13 protein-coding genes are annotated in these 15229 nt (G+C 32.2%); 9 read left to right on the top strand and 4 right to left on the bottom strand.

The genetic code is table 11. From position 1 onward, the window contains the following. Positions 1 to 32: 32 nt before the first annotated feature. From ACSSV5_RS07155 to ACSSV5_RS07170, 4 genes are all read right to left on the bottom strand, one after another. Positions 33 to 914 carry an SDR family oxidoreductase gene (locus tag ACSSV5_RS07155; RefSeq protein WP_454245346.1) on the bottom strand — a complete coding sequence of 294 codons (882 nt, stop codon included), beginning with the start codon at positions 912 to 914 and terminating at the stop codon, positions 33 to 35. Positions 915 to 1365: 451 nt separating this feature from the next. Beyond that, complete coding sequence (locus tag ACSSV5_RS07160; protein ID WP_454245347.1) at positions 1366 to 5019, bottom strand: Eco57I restriction-modification methylase domain-containing protein; 3654 nt, start codon at positions 5017 to 5019, stop codon at positions 1366 to 1368. A 477-nt stretch (positions 5020 to 5496) separates the two neighbouring features. Next, entirely contained in the window at positions 5497 to 6030 is a 534-nt protein-coding gene (locus ACSSV5_RS07165; RefSeq protein WP_454245348.1) for a hypothetical protein, read from the bottom strand. A 139-nt stretch (positions 6031 to 6169) separates the two neighbouring features. Further along, positions 6170 to 7360 (bottom strand): SGNH/GDSL hydrolase family protein, encoded by a 1191-nt coding sequence (locus ACSSV5_RS07170; protein ID WP_454245349.1) that lies wholly within the window; start codon positions 7358 to 7360, stop codon positions 6170 to 6172. 292 nt (positions 7361 to 7652) lie between these two features. Between ACSSV5_RS07170 and ACSSV5_RS07175 the strand changes: the two genes are divergently transcribed. The 9 genes from ACSSV5_RS07175 (at position 7653) to ACSSV5_RS07215 (ending at position 14900) form a co-directional block, all read left to right on the top strand. After that, positions 7653 to 7985, top strand: a complete 333-nt coding sequence (locus tag ACSSV5_RS07175; protein ID WP_454245350.1) for a single-stranded DNA-binding protein — start codon at positions 7653 to 7655, stop codon at positions 7983 to 7985. A 267-nt stretch (positions 7986 to 8252) separates the two neighbouring features. Then, positions 8253 to 8591, top strand: a complete 339-nt coding sequence (rpsF, locus tag ACSSV5_RS07180; protein ID WP_211066492.1) for a 30S ribosomal protein S6 — start codon at positions 8253 to 8255, stop codon at positions 8589 to 8591. A 3-nt stretch (positions 8592 to 8594) separates the two neighbouring features. After that, entirely contained in the window at positions 8595 to 8891 is a 297-nt protein-coding gene (gene rpsR, locus ACSSV5_RS07185; RefSeq protein ID WP_125085365.1) for a 30S ribosomal protein S18, read from the top strand. A gap of 12 nt (positions 8892 to 8903) precedes the next feature. Continuing rightward, positions 8904 to 9353 carry a 50S ribosomal protein L9 gene (gene rplI / locus ACSSV5_RS07190; RefSeq protein ID WP_211066493.1) on the top strand — a complete coding sequence of 150 codons (450 nt, stop codon included), beginning with the start codon at positions 8904 to 8906 and terminating at the stop codon, positions 9351 to 9353. A gap of 116 nt (positions 9354 to 9469) precedes the next feature. Beyond that, complete coding sequence (locus ACSSV5_RS07195) at positions 9470 to 10678, top strand: sensor histidine kinase (protein ID WP_454245351.1); 1209 nt, start codon at positions 9470 to 9472, stop codon at positions 10676 to 10678. Between the two features lie 60 nt (positions 10679 to 10738). Continuing rightward, positions 10739 to 12661, top strand: coding sequence for a BatA domain-containing protein (locus tag ACSSV5_RS07200; protein WP_454245352.1), 1923 nt, complete (start codon positions 10739 to 10741; stop codon positions 12659 to 12661). Positions 12662 to 12667: 6 nt separating this feature from the next. Then, the gene (locus tag ACSSV5_RS07205) at positions 12668 to 13933 is read left to right on the top strand and encodes a dihydroorotase (RefSeq protein ID WP_454245353.1); all 1266 of its coding nucleotides are present in this window, start codon (positions 12668 to 12670) and stop codon (positions 13931 to 13933) included. Continuing rightward, positions 13908 to 14249 carry a DUF4870 domain-containing protein gene (locus ACSSV5_RS07210; RefSeq protein ID WP_454245354.1) on the top strand — a complete coding sequence of 114 codons (342 nt, stop codon included), beginning with the start codon at positions 13908 to 13910 and terminating at the stop codon, positions 14247 to 14249. The genes ACSSV5_RS07205 and ACSSV5_RS07210 overlap by 26 nt, the downstream gene beginning before the upstream one ends. Continuing rightward, positions 14250 to 14900: an alpha/beta hydrolase gene (locus ACSSV5_RS07215; protein WP_211066496.1), complete on the top strand. Its 651-nt coding sequence runs from the start codon at positions 14250 to 14252 to the stop codon at positions 14898 to 14900. It abuts the gene before it with no gap. Positions 14901 to 15229 lie beyond the last annotated feature (329 nt).

Consider the following 15229-nt stretch of genomic DNA (forward strand, 5'->3'; position numbering starts at 1 on the left):
TTTTTTTAAGCAGTTTAGCATCTGAATATCTTTTATTTTTTAAATTTTGACGAAAGATATTTTTTAACTGTAGTGGGTTTACGTCCGAGTAATTGAGTTAAATCAGTAGTAGAAATATTCATAGTATCAGCAGCAAAAGCAACCGCAAAGGCTGTAAACATTCGTGCAAAATCTTCTGGTACATCATGCTGCATCAAAGTTTGCTTATAAACTTCAGGTTCGGGAGTAACATAGTTGATGGCAACTCCAGTAAGTTCTGAAATGTAATTGGCAATTTCTCCAAATGATATGGGTTGTTCGTTTCCTATTAAGTAAGTTTTATTGTCGTGACCGCTTGTCGTAAGCACGTTAGCAAGTGCTTCAGCAACTTCGTTACGCAGTACAAAATTTACTTTTCCTTTACCAGCTGGAACAAAAATGGTTTTGGTTTCCAATACCTGTTCTCCTACGTAATCCATCAGCATATCCAAATAAAAACCATTATCAAAAAGAGTATAAGTAATACCCGATTCTTTAAGGTACTTTTCGGTTTCTATATGATCTTCGGCTATAAACCAAAGCGGAGATTTGGGATCTTCTTCGGTTCTCATAAAACTGGTATAGACGATATGCTTCACGCCATTTTCTTTTGCAGCTTTGATGGCATTGATGTGCTGTTCTGCTCTGCTTTTGTTCATTTCGCTGGATGAAATTAAAAGCATAGTTTCTATACCTTGCATTGCGGAGCGCAGGGAATCAATATCATCATAGTTACCTATTTTTATATTTATTCCTTTAGATTTTAGTTCGGCTGCCTTGCCTTCATCTCTCGCCAATGCTGAAATTTGATTGGCTGCAACACCCTTTTCTAACAGAAAGTTTATCGTTGCTTTTCCTAAGTGACCTGTTGATCCTGTGATAAATAACTTGCTCATAATTAATTTGTTTAGAAAATTATTGTTTTAACTATTCAGTCTTACTATACTTTAGAATTTCAATAAATTTCTATAAAATTAGCTATTATTAAAGAAATATTGATAATTTTTAAGAAAACATTATGCTAATTTAATGTGAATTGGACTAATAAAATTATGGTATTTTGAGCACTTTCAAATCAAAATAATTTATTTGATAAGAAATGAGCTTTTTTAAGATACTAATGCATTAATAAAGGCAAGGTTTGTAAGCTAATTTTATTTAACTCATTATCAAATAATTGTAATAGGGATAATATTATTTTTCTTCTGTAAAACACTTGTGTTGGGTTTTTCGAAATATAGGGCAAAGTTAGCGAAAACTATTTCTGTTTCTAAAATAAAGGCTCTAAATAGATATTATTGTTACTAAATTCCGTTCTACTCGGCTTTTAGCACTGGCTTTTCATTTTTATATATTCTTTTCTATCGTTGCAATTTCAGTCGGTTCAATGTCGTAAAGTTCGTAGATAATCGAGTTGATTTTGTTTTCGGCTTTTCCTAACTCCGTTTTTAGTTGCTCCAATTCTTTTGTCAGTTGTATTTCTCGGTCAAAATTGTTTTCCGCTTTTGCTGTTTCCAACAATTCTTGGTAATCCGAACTTTTTTGTTTGTTAGAAATTATGCTTGAAACTAAATCAGCTACTTTTTCCTGAATTTCTTTTGTTGGATTAATAATTGGCAAATTCATTAACGGCTCTTTGTCCACTTGATATAAATCGCCTTGCATTTTTCCTTGATATTTCAACCAAAATGCAATTAGATTACTGTTTAATAAACCTGTTAAATACTTTTGGTTTAGGCGTTCAGTTTGTATTGAAAAATAGGTTTGAGAAACATAACAATCAAAATCTGTAAACGTAAAAGTAGGTCTTACACACTTTCTTAATGAGATTATTTTTTCTCCATTAAAAAACTTTTCTTCTCTTGCTCTATGTAAACCATAAGGTTTGTTATCAGATGTTATTACTTCTTGAAATTTATCTAAATGTTCTTTTAAATTTGGATATGGCTCAATTGCTTCTGGATTTTTAAAACTGGAATCTGTATAAATTACCCAAAGTCTATTTTTATTTGTTCCATAAAATCTATGCAATTCTGTAGTTGTGTAAAATGGCTTAACTAATTTTTTTTCTTCTGCGGACAAATTAAGATTTTCATACTCTGTTTGAGTTATATTGAAAATTCCTTCACCAATTGAAAAACCTTCGCCTAAAATAGAAATATGCTTTTTGTTCGTGAAATCTTGGTGCACATCAATACCTGTGGCAATTTCTTTTTTGTCAAAGGCGAAATTTTGTTTTGCTCTTATTTTTTCTAAAATTAAAGTTAGTTCAGCATTTACAAAATTGATAGGTTTATCTAAGTTTTCTTTTCTATCGATATTGGCTCTAAAATATTCGTATTTTTCATCTTTAACACGCTCTAAAAACAATTGTGCATCTTCGTGTTTTATTTTGCTGTCATTTACTTTTGAAAAGTTGAAGTTATAGTTTTCATTATTTTCAGAACTTTTCATTATATAAATCATGGTTTGAATGCCTGCCGAATCAAACACTTTAAAATCGCCAAAATCTATGAATTCTGTGAGTTTTCCTTTGTTCAGCACTATGTTTCTAAATTTTGAAGCACCTGAATTGGTTATCCAATTATTGGGTGCGATATAACCAATCAATCCATAATCTTTTTTAATGATGTTTAATGCCAAAGCACCAAAGAAATACCACAAATCCATTTTGCCTTGATAACAAGGATGGTCGTGTAAACCGTCAAAAGCTTGTCGGTTTGTGTATTCTTTAATATACGGCGGATTACCGATAACCACATCAAATCCGCCAGTAAATTCAGGCTCAAGAGCTTCATCAATAGTACAACACATTTTTTCGATGATACTTTTTATAATTTTATCGTGTTGTGGTAATTGGTGTTTAGTTCTGTTGTTTTGTATATAAGCAATGGTGTTTTGTAATTGCTCTTCGTTCATTATTTCTTTAGGAGCACTATACTTTTGTTGCCACACAGGTTTGTATTCTTTTTCTTTATGCAGAGGTTTATCCTGCAAGGGGTCATGACCCCTTGCAATATCCCTTGCGTATCTTGAGTCATTTACTCTCTTTGCGGTGATTGATTTTATTTTTTGCATTATGGATGCAACTTCATTGATATCACAAGCAATTAACAGATGCATGTGGTCAGCACAAATATTATACGCCAGAACTTTAATTTTGTCTTTTTCAACAATTTCAGCAATGGTTTCTGTAATAATTAAATCTTCTTCTTTTGTGAAATAGATGATGTTTGGGTATGGGTTTGTTCCCATCTCTCTTTTTTCTCGTACTTTATAATCCATCATCCTTTTGGATGTACGGCTGTCATGAACTGCCGTTGTAATGTGATATAGTTTTTTATCTTTTTCCTTAAAAACTTGGGGAAACTCTTTGTGCCAATCAAATTCACTTGTTAAAAGTGAGTTGCCACATTTTATGTTATTGTTTAATTTGGAAAGTTTGCGGTCTTTTTTTGCGGTGCGAAGCCAAAGTGATAATTGGGCAATTTCAACACTTTCTTCGTTGATATCTACACCAAAAAGATTGTTTTCTAAAATGTTCTTGTCTGTATCAAACAATCTCAATGGTGAGTTTGTCAAGTCTGCAATGATGTCGTCTATTTTTTTATGCTCTTCAATCAAGTAATTTAATGCTTGATTTAAAAATGCTCCACTTCCGCAAGCTGGGTCAATTATTTTTAAATTTGTCAACCAATTTTTGTACTCGGTCAAGGTTGTGAAAAGCTTTTTACCTTTTACCGTTAGCGTCTTGTCTTTTTTTAGAAACGAATCGTCATATTCAATTTCTTCAATGTCGAGTTCTTTTCTTTTGTCAATGCAAAGTTTACCTATTGTATTGGCAACAATATAAGTTGTGATATATTTTGGTGTGTAAAAAACACCGTCTTTCTTTCGCTTTGTTCTTTTTTGGTCGGAAACTGTGCCCTCAATTTCTGCGGTTACTTCCTCAATTTCATTGAGTGAATGCTCAAAAATATGACCGAGAATATTTACGTCAACTTCTGTATTGAAATCGTAGGTTGATAGTTTCTTTAAATCGTCAATTAAAATGTCATCATCAATGTTTAGGTTGTTGAGCAATAAATCTTCATAAAACAATCCGCCATTGTATGCAGGAATATTGTCAGGTTCTTTTTTGCCTTTTCGACCAATGTTCATATATCCGAAATACTGCTTGAAAATTTCGTAAATTGGTTTGTAGGCATCTTCTTCTTTTAAGATGTCAAAACGCTTGATGATTCGTGAAATTGAATTTGGTGGCAACAATCCGCTATCTTCAGCAAACAGGATAAACAGAAAACGATCTAAAAGTTTTTGCGATTTTTTGAAAAGCAACAACTTATCATTGTCCGGATGATTTGCAATAAGGTTGTTGAACAGTTTTGTTTTAAAGTTGGAATAATCGTTGTAAAGTTCCTCAGAAATTTCCTTTTCGTGAAATTGCGTTTCTTTTTTAAGTTGTATGGGAAGATTTGAAAAAATACTTTCCTTATGAAGAATTAGGTACAGCAATTCAAATCGTTCCCTGTCGAGAAAAAACAAGTCAAACTCCTCAAACTCGGTAGAGTAGTCTATGTAAAACCGAAGTTTTTGAAAATTAGAGGTTATGATGTATTTACACTCTGGCTGATTGTTTTTATAGTTAAACGCTTGTTGCGTTATTTTTGTCAAGTCCTTTGTTTTTGTTGACTTCAACTCAATTACTGCAATTGCATTTTCATCTTTTAAAATTGCACCGTCTGCTTTTTTTCCGTCCGTTTGGTTTTTAAATTCACGTTGTAAATCAAAATTTTCATCTGGTCGAAGTGTATAACCGAGAACGTCAACAAATATTTCACGTAAAAATCCGTCTTGATATTCCTCTTCTTTGAGCGTTTTTATTTGCTCTATTTTTGTTGGATTGTAATTCAGTCGGAATGTTTGGAAAGCCTTTTCCAACTTTTCTTGGTCAAGATTTTTAAGGTGCTTTTGTATGACTGATTTCTGAAATATTGGCATTTATTTTCGGTTGTTTTTTCTTTCACAAGATACATTTTTTCGAGCATTGGTAAAAACAACTCTTTTGGTTTTTCGACCTTGGGTTTTAACGTAGGCAAAAAACCAAATGTATTTAACCGTGAGGTTAGCTTTTTAGCTTCAAACTAACCTAAAATTATACCACTATAAATCAATCATTTATATTTTATTCGAAGTTTCAACTTTCAATCCTAAATTTACTCATTTTACGTTAGCCGATGGGCTAAAGTTTCTATGAGTCTATGAGGGATTGTTGCCAACGTTTGGGCTATCTGTAGTGCGGGGCATAAAAGCCAAAGCCTTTCAATTCAGCACATACCCAAGCGAGTGATTTTATATTTATAAATTTCATTATTTAAATATACAAATTGCGAGTGAAAAAACATGCTCAAGTCTTCAAATTCAGCTAATAATCCCGCATTACTTATAGCCTCGTGTTGTGCCACGTTTTTAATTATATTAATCGTTATCAGAAGTTTTGGATATTGAATCTAAATTTTTTATTTGTATTTGTTTTAAATTTTGATGGTTCAATTGAGATGTCGAATCTTTGTAATTATTGAAGCCAACTTTTAAGGAATCATATTTCTTTAAAAGAGAATTATAATCATCTTTTAAAAATCGATTGTCAAAATGCTGATAAATATTAAAAATTAAAAGAATGAAAGCAATTAAAAATCCAACCCAGGGTTTATTATACCATTCATTCCTATTTTGTTTTTTCTCAAAGTTTTTAAATGTTTTACTTGAAAGTTTTAGTTTTTTCCCTTTATCAGTTAATTTAAAACAGTCGCCTTTTGATACTCGAATAAACAAGTCATTGTTTTTAGCAAATAATTCAATTTTATCGATTAGTTTGAAAAAATACTTTCTTTCATCTTCTGTTTTAGGTTTTAATTTGTCAAAAACTGGGTCTTTAATACCAAAAGCATTAAAATCATCTATATTTTTAATAACTAAATCAATGTATTTTATTAGTTCTTTTTCAGTCATTTTTTATTAATATGGCATAACGGTTACGTATATGAAACGTTTGGCATTTCGAAGCACTTTTCTGTCAAGTTACAAGTACTTTTGATACGGGTTGAAATACTCGATAACACACTGACTGCCAAATGTTTTATATACGATGTTATGGGCTGATTATTTTTTCAATTTCTTTTCGTAAATGTTCGTATGCTCTATAATGTCCTAAGTCGTTAAAATGTGTTCCGTCTATTGTCGCTTCGTGGTCCTTACCGATAAGACTTTCACTATTTATGTAAAAAATATTTTTCCTTGTCTTTATTTTGCTTTCATAAACATCATTCAATGCGTTATTTTGCTCATTTATAAATGACATCGTCCCAAAGACTGTTTTGTCATCTTTTTTAAAGAAAGCAAAATCTCTGATTATACTTTCTACAAGTATAATTGGAACTGTGTCATTAACAGAGTTTATATAATCAATAGTTTTTGGCAGGTTTTTTCTAATCGTGTCTGCTGGAGAGTTTGGTGTGCAATCCAAAATAATCACAGAAGGTTTTGCAGTCATTATGTATTCGGCAATTTCTTTTTCAAATCTACCGTTACCACTAAAACCTAAATTGATTACTTCTTTGTTAAAATATCTTTCCAATAGTGCTGGGTATGTTAGTCCTGGACGTGAAGCCGATGCACCTTGTGTTATACTCGTTCCATAAAAAACAATTGGGTGAGAAGTGTCAATAATTTTTTGAGATGGTTTATTAATATATGCACCTTTATTTATACCTAATTCAAGTGATTGAATTCCATCATATAAGGGTAGATTTAATAAGTATTCTCTATTAATTGTATCCATTCCTTCAATTATAATTGCTTCGTTTTGGTATGCACCTGTTGGTTTTGCAACACCAACAAATTGCCATTTATTGTCAGTATATGCATACAAATCAAGTCCTTTTGATGCAATAGGTGTCATATTTGACGAATTGCTATTATTTTTCAATTTCCAACGGATGTTTATTGTAGAGGAATTTGAAGAAAAACGAATAGAAATGCCTGCTGAATGTTGAGAAAGTCCCCAAACTGGTTGTCTTACTTTACTTTTAGAAATTAAAGGAAGTCTCGTGTAAGTTTCTGTATTTGGTAATTGACTAATAATTTCAAATTTTGAAGCATCGTAAATAATTGTCGGAATTTTGTCTGTGTCTTTAAGTTTTTCTTCTTGTATTACAGACAATATTTCTGGAAAAAACTTTGATTTAAGTTTTGGATAATATTTGTATGCTATCAAAATTGTCCCACAGATGAAGACAATATTCAGCAATATAGAAATTCTTGCTATTGTTTTATTTTTCATTTTTACGTTCTCCGTTCTTTTTTAATTTGCCCATAACTTCAGTATATACCAACAAATATAAAACTTTTTTAACAATTCATTAATTTTTTATAAATATTTGTTTATTAGGTTTTTATCCATTTACAAATAGTTACAAACAAAAGTAAACGAAAGTAGATGTTTATTTACCGAATATCTCTTCCCTCCTATCTCATCTTTGTCCTGTCGTTTTGTTACGGCACTGGTTTAGAAACCCTAAATCGGTTTTATGTTTAACTTGTTCCGCCAAAGGCGGAATCAAAAATTTTATATTATGAATAATTTACGTAACCATGTGCAATTAATGGGAAGATTAGGTCAAGACCCAGAAATCATCAACTTAGATTCTGGTAAAAAATTAGCGAAATTCAGTTTAGCTACCAACGATTATTTCACCTCAGCTAAGGGTGAAAAAGTAGAAAATACCGACTGGCACAATATTGTGGCTTGGGGCAAAACTGCTGATGTTATTGAAAATCACGTCTCTAAAGGTCAAGAAGTGCTGATTGGTGGTAAACTGACTACGCGTTCTTATGAAACTAAAGACGGTGACAAACGCTACATCACTGAAGTGGTTTGCAATAATATTGTGATGACGCAGAAATAGGTTTTGCAAATGAATAAAATTTCATGTTTAGTTCAAACCTTATAATCTAACAACACAATATTTAAAAAGTCATTGCTAAGCTGTTTTCTGCTGAAATGCAGGAAACAGCCGTGGCAATCTTGGGATATATAATTGTGTTTTGAGGTTTAAAAAGTGAATTCATATACTTCAAAAGCCATAAATTACTCTTATTTTTATTTAGCAGAAAATCTTGCAGTTAAAGATAAAAAGTTTATTTTTGCACCCGTTTAATTAAAAACTATATTTATGAACCAGTACGAAACTGTTTTCATTTTAAATCCCGTTTTATCTGAAGATCAGATAAAGGAAACAGTCAAAAAGTTTGAAGATTACTTATCTTCAGAAGGTGCAGAAATGGTGCACAAAGAAGATTGGGGGCTAAAAAAATTGGCTTACCCAATCGAAAACAAAAAAAGTGGCTTTTACCACTTGTTAGAATTTAAAGTGAAGCCTGAAATCATCGATACTTTTGAGTTGATGATGAGACAAGATGAACGCGTTATGCGTTTTTTAACTGTCAAGTTAGACAAGTATGCCGTAGAATGGGCAAGAGAACGCGTAAAACGAACCAAACAAAAAGCTTAAGCGATGTCAAAAATTGAAGAACAATCAAAAGAGAAAAACGAAGGCGAAATCAGATATCTGACGCCTCTTGATATTGAAACGAAAAGTAAAAAACGTTTTTGCCGTTTTAAAAGAGCTGGCATCAAATATGTTGATTATAAAAATGCGGATTTCTTGATGGAGTTTGTGAACGAGCAAGGTAAAATTTTACCCAGACGTTTAACAGGAACTTCTTTGAAATACCAAAGAAAAGTTGCTCAAGCTGTAAAACGCGCAAGACACTTAGCCTTAATGCCTTATGTAGGTGATTTACTTAAATAAAACGAAAAAAACATGGAACTTATACTGAAAAAAGACGTTGAAAATTTAGGTTTTGCTGACGATGTGGTAACAGTTAAAAACGGCTATGGTCGAAATTTTTTAATCCCTCAAGGGTTTGCGGTTTTAGCCACTTCTTCTGCCAAAAAAGTTTTGGCTGAAAATCTTAAACAACGTGCTCATAAAGAAGAAAAAATCATCAAAGAAGCTAAAGATGCAGCTTCAAAACTTGATGGTTTAGAACTTAAAATTACAGCTAAAGCTGGTGCAGGCGATAAACTTTTTGGTAGCATTACCAATGCTGATTTAAGTGAAGCCTTGGCCGATAAAGATGTAGAGGTTGACAAAAAGTTTATTTCTATTCTTGGTGGCAACATCAAAAGATTGGGGCAATATGAAGCCAAAATCAGATTTCACAGAGAAGTGGTTGCTGATTTTACCTTTGATGTTATCGCAGAAGCTTAAATAATTTATTGTTATTTATTAAACCAAACCTCGTCAATTGACGGGGTTTTTTATATAAATTTATCAAGTGCATAGGAATTACTTTTAATTTTTGTTAAATTGCCCTTTTAATGAATATGCAAACATCAACTCCTTCTGAAATAGAACAAAAACGTTTAAGAGCTCTAAAGTCTCTTAACATTCTCGATAGCCAACCTGAAAAAGAATATGATGATTTGACCGAATTGGCTGCTTACATTTGCGACACACCTGTAGCAATGATCAGTCTAATTGATAAAGACCGACAATGGATAAAATCTAAAATTGGTATTGACTTTTGTGAAACTGAACGCAAGATTTCGTTTTGCACACATGTCATCAATCAACCTGATGAAATATATGAGATTGAAGATACCTCAACCCATGAATTGTTTAAGAACAACCCTTTTGTCATTGAAGAAGGCGTTAGATTTTATGCTGGAGCTCCTTTAATTAACGAAAACGGTTATGCACTTGGCACAATTTGCGTGATTGATTTTAAACCAAAAACTTTATCAGACCAACAAAAAATAGCTTTAAAAAATTTGGCTAATCAAGTGGTAAAGCTTTTTGAATTGCGCTCTAAAAATGAAAACCTGCGTGAAGTGCAACGCAATTTAAAAGAAAAAAACACTCAACTTAGAAATTTTGCTGGTGTGGTTTCGCATGATATGAAAATGCCACTGGCCAATATCATCGTGACCATTGATATTTTAAAAAGCAAATACAAAAAAGTCTTAGATGAAGCTGGTTTTGATTATCTCAACAACCTGAAACAGTCAGCCTTTAAAATGAGTGACTATATCAGCAATATTCTTACCCACTACGAAAGCGATGAAATAACCGAAAAACAAGCTAAAGAAAACATTGATCTTCACGAACTTCTCGAAAACATCATAGAATTGTTAGACGTCAATGACAATTGCGAAATCAATCTACCAGCCCAAAACACCCAAATCAAATGCAATAAAACCGCTGTTGAACAAATTTTGCTCAACCTTATCGGTAATAGTTTAAAATATAACGATAAAGAAAAAATTATCGTCGATATAGATTTTTCTGAAGATGACTCTTATTACTATTTTAGCGTAAAAGACAACGGTATTGGTATTCCTAAAGAAAAACAAAAAGATATTTTTAAATTGTTTTCTACAGTTGCTGAAAAAGATAGACGCGGTCAAAAAGGGAACGGCATTGGTTTATCTACGGTGCGTAAACTCATCAACAACCTGGGTGGAAAGATTGACGTAGAGTCTGAAAAAGGCATTTATACTAAAATTTCATTTAGTATTGAGAAATGTGAGTAAGTTGAGTTTGATTACAATCACCATTAGCTATATTTGCCCTTAACGCTTCTAAACCTTGGTATGCAATTTTATCGCCCTGAACTTTTATATGGATTATTGGCACTTGCCATTCCTATTATTGTGCATTTATTTCAGTTGAGAAAATTTAAAACTGAACCTTTTACCAATGTCGCTTTACTTAAAAAACTCATCATTTCTTCAAGAAAAAGTTCTAAGCTCAAAAAATGGTTAAGTCTCATTGCTAGATTGCTTATCATCACATGTTTGGTTTTGGCTTTTGCTCAACCTTATTTTTCTGATTCAAAGATTGTTGACCAAAAGAAACAAATTGGTGTTTTTATAGATAACTCATATAGTATGGCTTTAAAAGGACAAAATACTTCGCTGTTTGAAAAAGCCAAAAAAGAGTTGCTTGAAGCATTACCAGAAAATGAAAATTATCATATCGCAACACATGATCAAAGTCTGAAAAATGTAAAACCTAGCGAATTCAAATCTTGGCTATACGATTTGGATTACAGTTCGGTGAGTTTAGATTTAAAAGCCATCTTTACCAAAGCTCAAAGTTTGTATCAAGCTCAGGACAATCAACTTAACGAACTTGTGATTTTATCTGATTTTCAATACTTTGAAGAGTTTGACAGCTCAAGTCTTGACACGACTTATAATTATCATTTTATACAATATCAACCTAAGGAACAAATCAACTTTAGCATAGATACCGCTTATCTTAAAACTTCGGCAGAACAAAAAACCCTGATGTTCAAAGTCTCAGCATCTGATCAAACCACACAAAGTTTGCCAGTTTCATTGTATGATGATAAAACTTTACTCGGCAAATTTAGTTTGAATTTTGAAGATGAAACCGAAAAAAACTACAGCTTTGATATAGAACAAAACGAAATAATAAACGGACAAATTCAAATTGACGATGCCAGCCTGAATTTTGACAACAAACTATTTTTTTCAATAGCTGAGCCTGAAAAAATTAAAGTTCTAATCATTTCACAACAAGCTTCATCTTATTTAGACAAGGTTTATAACAATGAAAGATTTGACTACCAACAAAGCCTTATTGGCAATTTAGAATATGCCGATATCAGTCAAGCTGATGTAGTTATTTTAAATGAACTTCAAAGCATTCCAAACGCGTTAAAAATCAGCATAGAAAATCATATAGCTGAAAATAAAGTATTAAGCATTATTCCTTCAAAAGACATTGACTTGAACAGTTACAATGATTTGTTTAATGCTTTAAATTTAAGACCATATTCTGCTGTCAATTCTAATGAAATTAAACTGACTACTATTGCTTTTGAACATCCTATTTTTGAAGATGTGTTTACACAACGTATTCAAAATTTTGACTATCCTAGTTTTGAATCCTATTACAGAAGTTCAAATCCACAAAAAGCCTTAGCCTTTAGTAATGGTTTAGCTTTTTTAGAATCGCAGAATAATATTTTTAGATTTAATGCAGCTATTGAAGACAATTCAAATTTTAAACAATCGCCGTTGGTCGTGTTAAGCTTTTATAATCTGGCATTACAAGCTCAAACCAAAACTCAGCTTTATGCAGAAATAGGACAATCTTATCAATTTAACATCAAAACTCAACTCAATCCTGATGAAGTTTTAAGTCTGTCTCAAGATGAATACAAATTCATTCCTAAACAAAATGCAAAAGGACAACACATTACGCTCCAATTTGATGAAAACCCAAACACGCCAGGACATTATGCCATTACCAATACCCAAAATGACACGTTATATCAGTTGGCATTTAATTTAAATCGTAAAGAAAATCAATTTAATTATTTAGATGTTTCTAATTTTAACAATGTTAAAACCTATGACAGCTTTACGACTTATGCTCAAAATTGGTCTGAAAGTCAAAATCAAAAAAGTTTATGGCAATGGTTTATCGCTTTTGCATTGATATTTATGATTATTGAATTACTTTTGTTGAGATTTATTAAATAAGACTTTATGAGATTGCTTATCAAATCAGCAAAAATTATTGACCCAAAAAGTCCTTATCATCTTAAACAAAAAGATATTTTTATTGAAAATGGCAAGATTAAAGCCATAGAAGACAAGGTTGATGAGAAAGCAGATAAGCAAATTACATATAAAAACCTCCACGTTTCTCAAGGTTGGTTTGATTCTTCAGTCTCTTTTGGCGAACCTGGTTTTGAAGATCGAGAAACTTTACAAAATGGCTTAGATACCGCGATGAAAAGTGGATTTACGAGTGTGATTTTAAATCCCAATACCGATCCCGTTATTGACAATGCCGCTTTGGTTCAGTATTTAAAAACCAAAACCCAAAGTCATATTGTCAACGCTCTAATTTCAGGAGCATTAACCGAACAATCAAAAAATCAGCAACTTGCAGAATTGTTTGATATGCATCAACACAATGCAGTAGTGTTTGGCGATTATAAAAAAGGGATTCAAAATGCCAACCTACTCAAATTGGCTTTGCAATACACCAAAGCTTTTGAAGGTTTGGTTCAAGTTTTCCCGATTGAAAACAGCTTGAGTGAAAAGGCACAAATGCACGAAGGCGAAATCAGCACAAGTCTCGGTTTAAAAGCACAACCACGAATGGCTGAAGTGATTCAAATAAAAAGAGATTTAGACCTATTGAGATATACCGATTCGAAAATTCATTTCTCTTGTATTTCTACAGCAGATTCAGTTGAACTTATAAAACAAGCCAAAAAAGAAGGTTTGGATGTGAGTTGTAGCGTTGCTATTTCCAATTTGATTTACACAGATAAAAAACTGCAGGATTTTGATACCAGATATAAAGTTTGGCCACCATTAAGAGAAACTTCAGACCAAAAGGCTTTAATAAAAGGACTCAAATCTGGTGTTATAGATATGGTAACTTCAGACCATCAACCACTTAATATCGAACTTAAAAAAACAGAATTTGAGCACGCCGCTTTTGGCAGTATAGGCTTAGAATCTGCCTTTGGCATTTTAAATAAAAAATTGGGCTTAGAGCCAAGCATAAAATATCTTACCCGTGGAAAAACACGTTTTAACCAAGCGTTTTCTTCAATAGAAGTCGGGCAAAACGCTGAGCTAAGCCTTTTTGACCCCGATATAAAATGGACGTTTTCAGAAGATGATATCATTTCGAAATCAAAAAATGCGATATTTCTAAGTGAAACGCTTAAAGGAAAAGCTCTCGGTATCATTAATAAAAATCAATTTTATGTTACAGATGTCACAAAATTCTAAAAGTCCAAAAGGAAAAACGGCAGCTATAACAAGCTATTTATTCTTTTTTTTAGGCACTATCATTGCCCTATTTATGAATATGGAAGATAGACATGAATTCGCAAGATTTCATATCCGTCAATCTTTTGGATTACATTTTATCTTTATCTCCTTTTCACCTTTAGCCAGTGGGTTTGACAATTGGATGATCAGTTTTTCATTGTATCTATTTTATACGGTTTTATGGTTTTACGGGTTTATCAATGCGGTTACCAACAAAACTCAACCTATTCCTATACTCGGTAATTTTTTTCAAAAACTATTTAAAGTGTTATAAATGACAACAAAAAATTTAAGCTTAACTCATCTCATTAGACCTTCAAATCTAACCCAACCATCGCCACTTATTTTGATGCTACACGGCTATGGCAGTGATGAAAAAGATTTGTTTGCCTTTGCCGAATATCTGCCTGAGAACTATACTGTGATTTCAGTGCAAGCTCCTTATGGTTTACAACCTATGGGTTATGCATGGTATGCCATTAATTTTGATGCTGATGCCAATAAATTTAGCGATACCCAACAAGGAATAAAATCCAGAGAAAAAATTAAAAATTTTATCACCGAAGCGATAGATGCTTACAATATCAATCCAAAAGAAGTGACTTTGTTCGGCTTTAGTCAAGGTACAATTTTAAGTTTTGCCACGGCTCTAACCTATCCACATTTGGTCAAAAACGTGATTGGTTTGAGCGGTTACATCGACAAAAATATGGTTGAAATAGCCGATAAAAACGCTTTAAAAAAACTACATGTATTTAGTTCTCATGGCACAGCAGACCAAGTCATACCAGTAGATTGGGCAAGAAAAACCCCTGAAATTTTAAAATCCTACGGAATTGATTGTGAATTTAAAGAATTTCCCATCGGTCACGGTGTCAACCAAGAAAATTTTGAAGCGGTGTTAGATTGGCTGAAAAACCATTGAAAAAAGAATTGATAATAATATCACAAATGCTTTATTTTATTGACAAATTTCAAGCTGATATCAGAGTTTGTTTATTTTATAATCCTTTTGTTAAAACCGTTTAAGTGTATAACTCAAAATTTTTATTACTAACCTGAGTTCGATTTAAATAGGGTTTTCTCAGAAAATCAGAATTTAAAGTTATAGATTTAGGATTTGTTATAACCTGAGTTCGGTATATTGAAAGCTTTAAATCAGATGATTATATCTTTTTGTTGGCAAATTTTGTCATTGGTAACAAAGAATGAGGAGAAATCTCATCCTACTGAGATGTCTCGTCGCTCATGCTT

Source organism: Psychroflexus sp. MBR-150, assembly GCF_053628795.1.

Coding starts and splice junctions, on each gene's coding strand:
- ACSSV5_RS07155 (WP_454245346.1), bottom strand. CDS start 914: ATGAGCAAGTTATTTATCACAGGATCAACAGGTCACTTAGGAAAAGCA.
- ACSSV5_RS07160 (WP_454245347.1), bottom strand. CDS start 5,019: ATGCCAATATTTCAGAAATCAGTCATACAAAAGCACCTTAAAAATCTT.
- ACSSV5_RS07165 (WP_454245348.1), bottom strand. CDS start 6,030: ATGACTGAAAAAGAACTAATAAAATACATTGATTTAGTTATTAAAAAT.
- ACSSV5_RS07170 (WP_454245349.1), bottom strand. CDS start 7,360: ATGAAAAATAAAACAATAGCAAGAATTTCTATATTGCTGAATATTGTC.
- ACSSV5_RS07175 (WP_454245350.1), top strand. CDS start 7,653: ATGAATAATTTACGTAACCATGTGCAATTAATGGGAAGATTAGGTCAA.
- rpsF (WP_211066492.1), top strand. CDS start 8,253: ATGAACCAGTACGAAACTGTTTTCATTTTAAATCCCGTTTTATCTGAA.
- rpsR (WP_125085365.1), top strand. CDS start 8,595: ATGTCAAAAATTGAAGAACAATCAAAAGAGAAAAACGAAGGCGAAATC.
- rplI (WP_211066493.1), top strand. CDS start 8,904: ATGGAACTTATACTGAAAAAAGACGTTGAAAATTTAGGTTTTGCTGAC.
- ACSSV5_RS07195 (WP_454245351.1), top strand. CDS start 9,470: ATGCAAACATCAACTCCTTCTGAAATAGAACAAAAACGTTTAAGAGCT.
- ACSSV5_RS07200 (WP_454245352.1), top strand. CDS start 10,739: ATGCAATTTTATCGCCCTGAACTTTTATATGGATTATTGGCACTTGCC.
- ACSSV5_RS07205 (WP_454245353.1), top strand. CDS start 12,668: ATGAGATTGCTTATCAAATCAGCAAAAATTATTGACCCAAAAAGTCCT.
- ACSSV5_RS07210 (WP_454245354.1), top strand. CDS start 13,908: ATGTTACAGATGTCACAAAATTCTAAAAGTCCAAAAGGAAAAACGGCA.
- ACSSV5_RS07215 (WP_211066496.1), top strand. CDS start 14,250: ATGACAACAAAAAATTTAAGCTTAACTCATCTCATTAGACCTTCAAAT.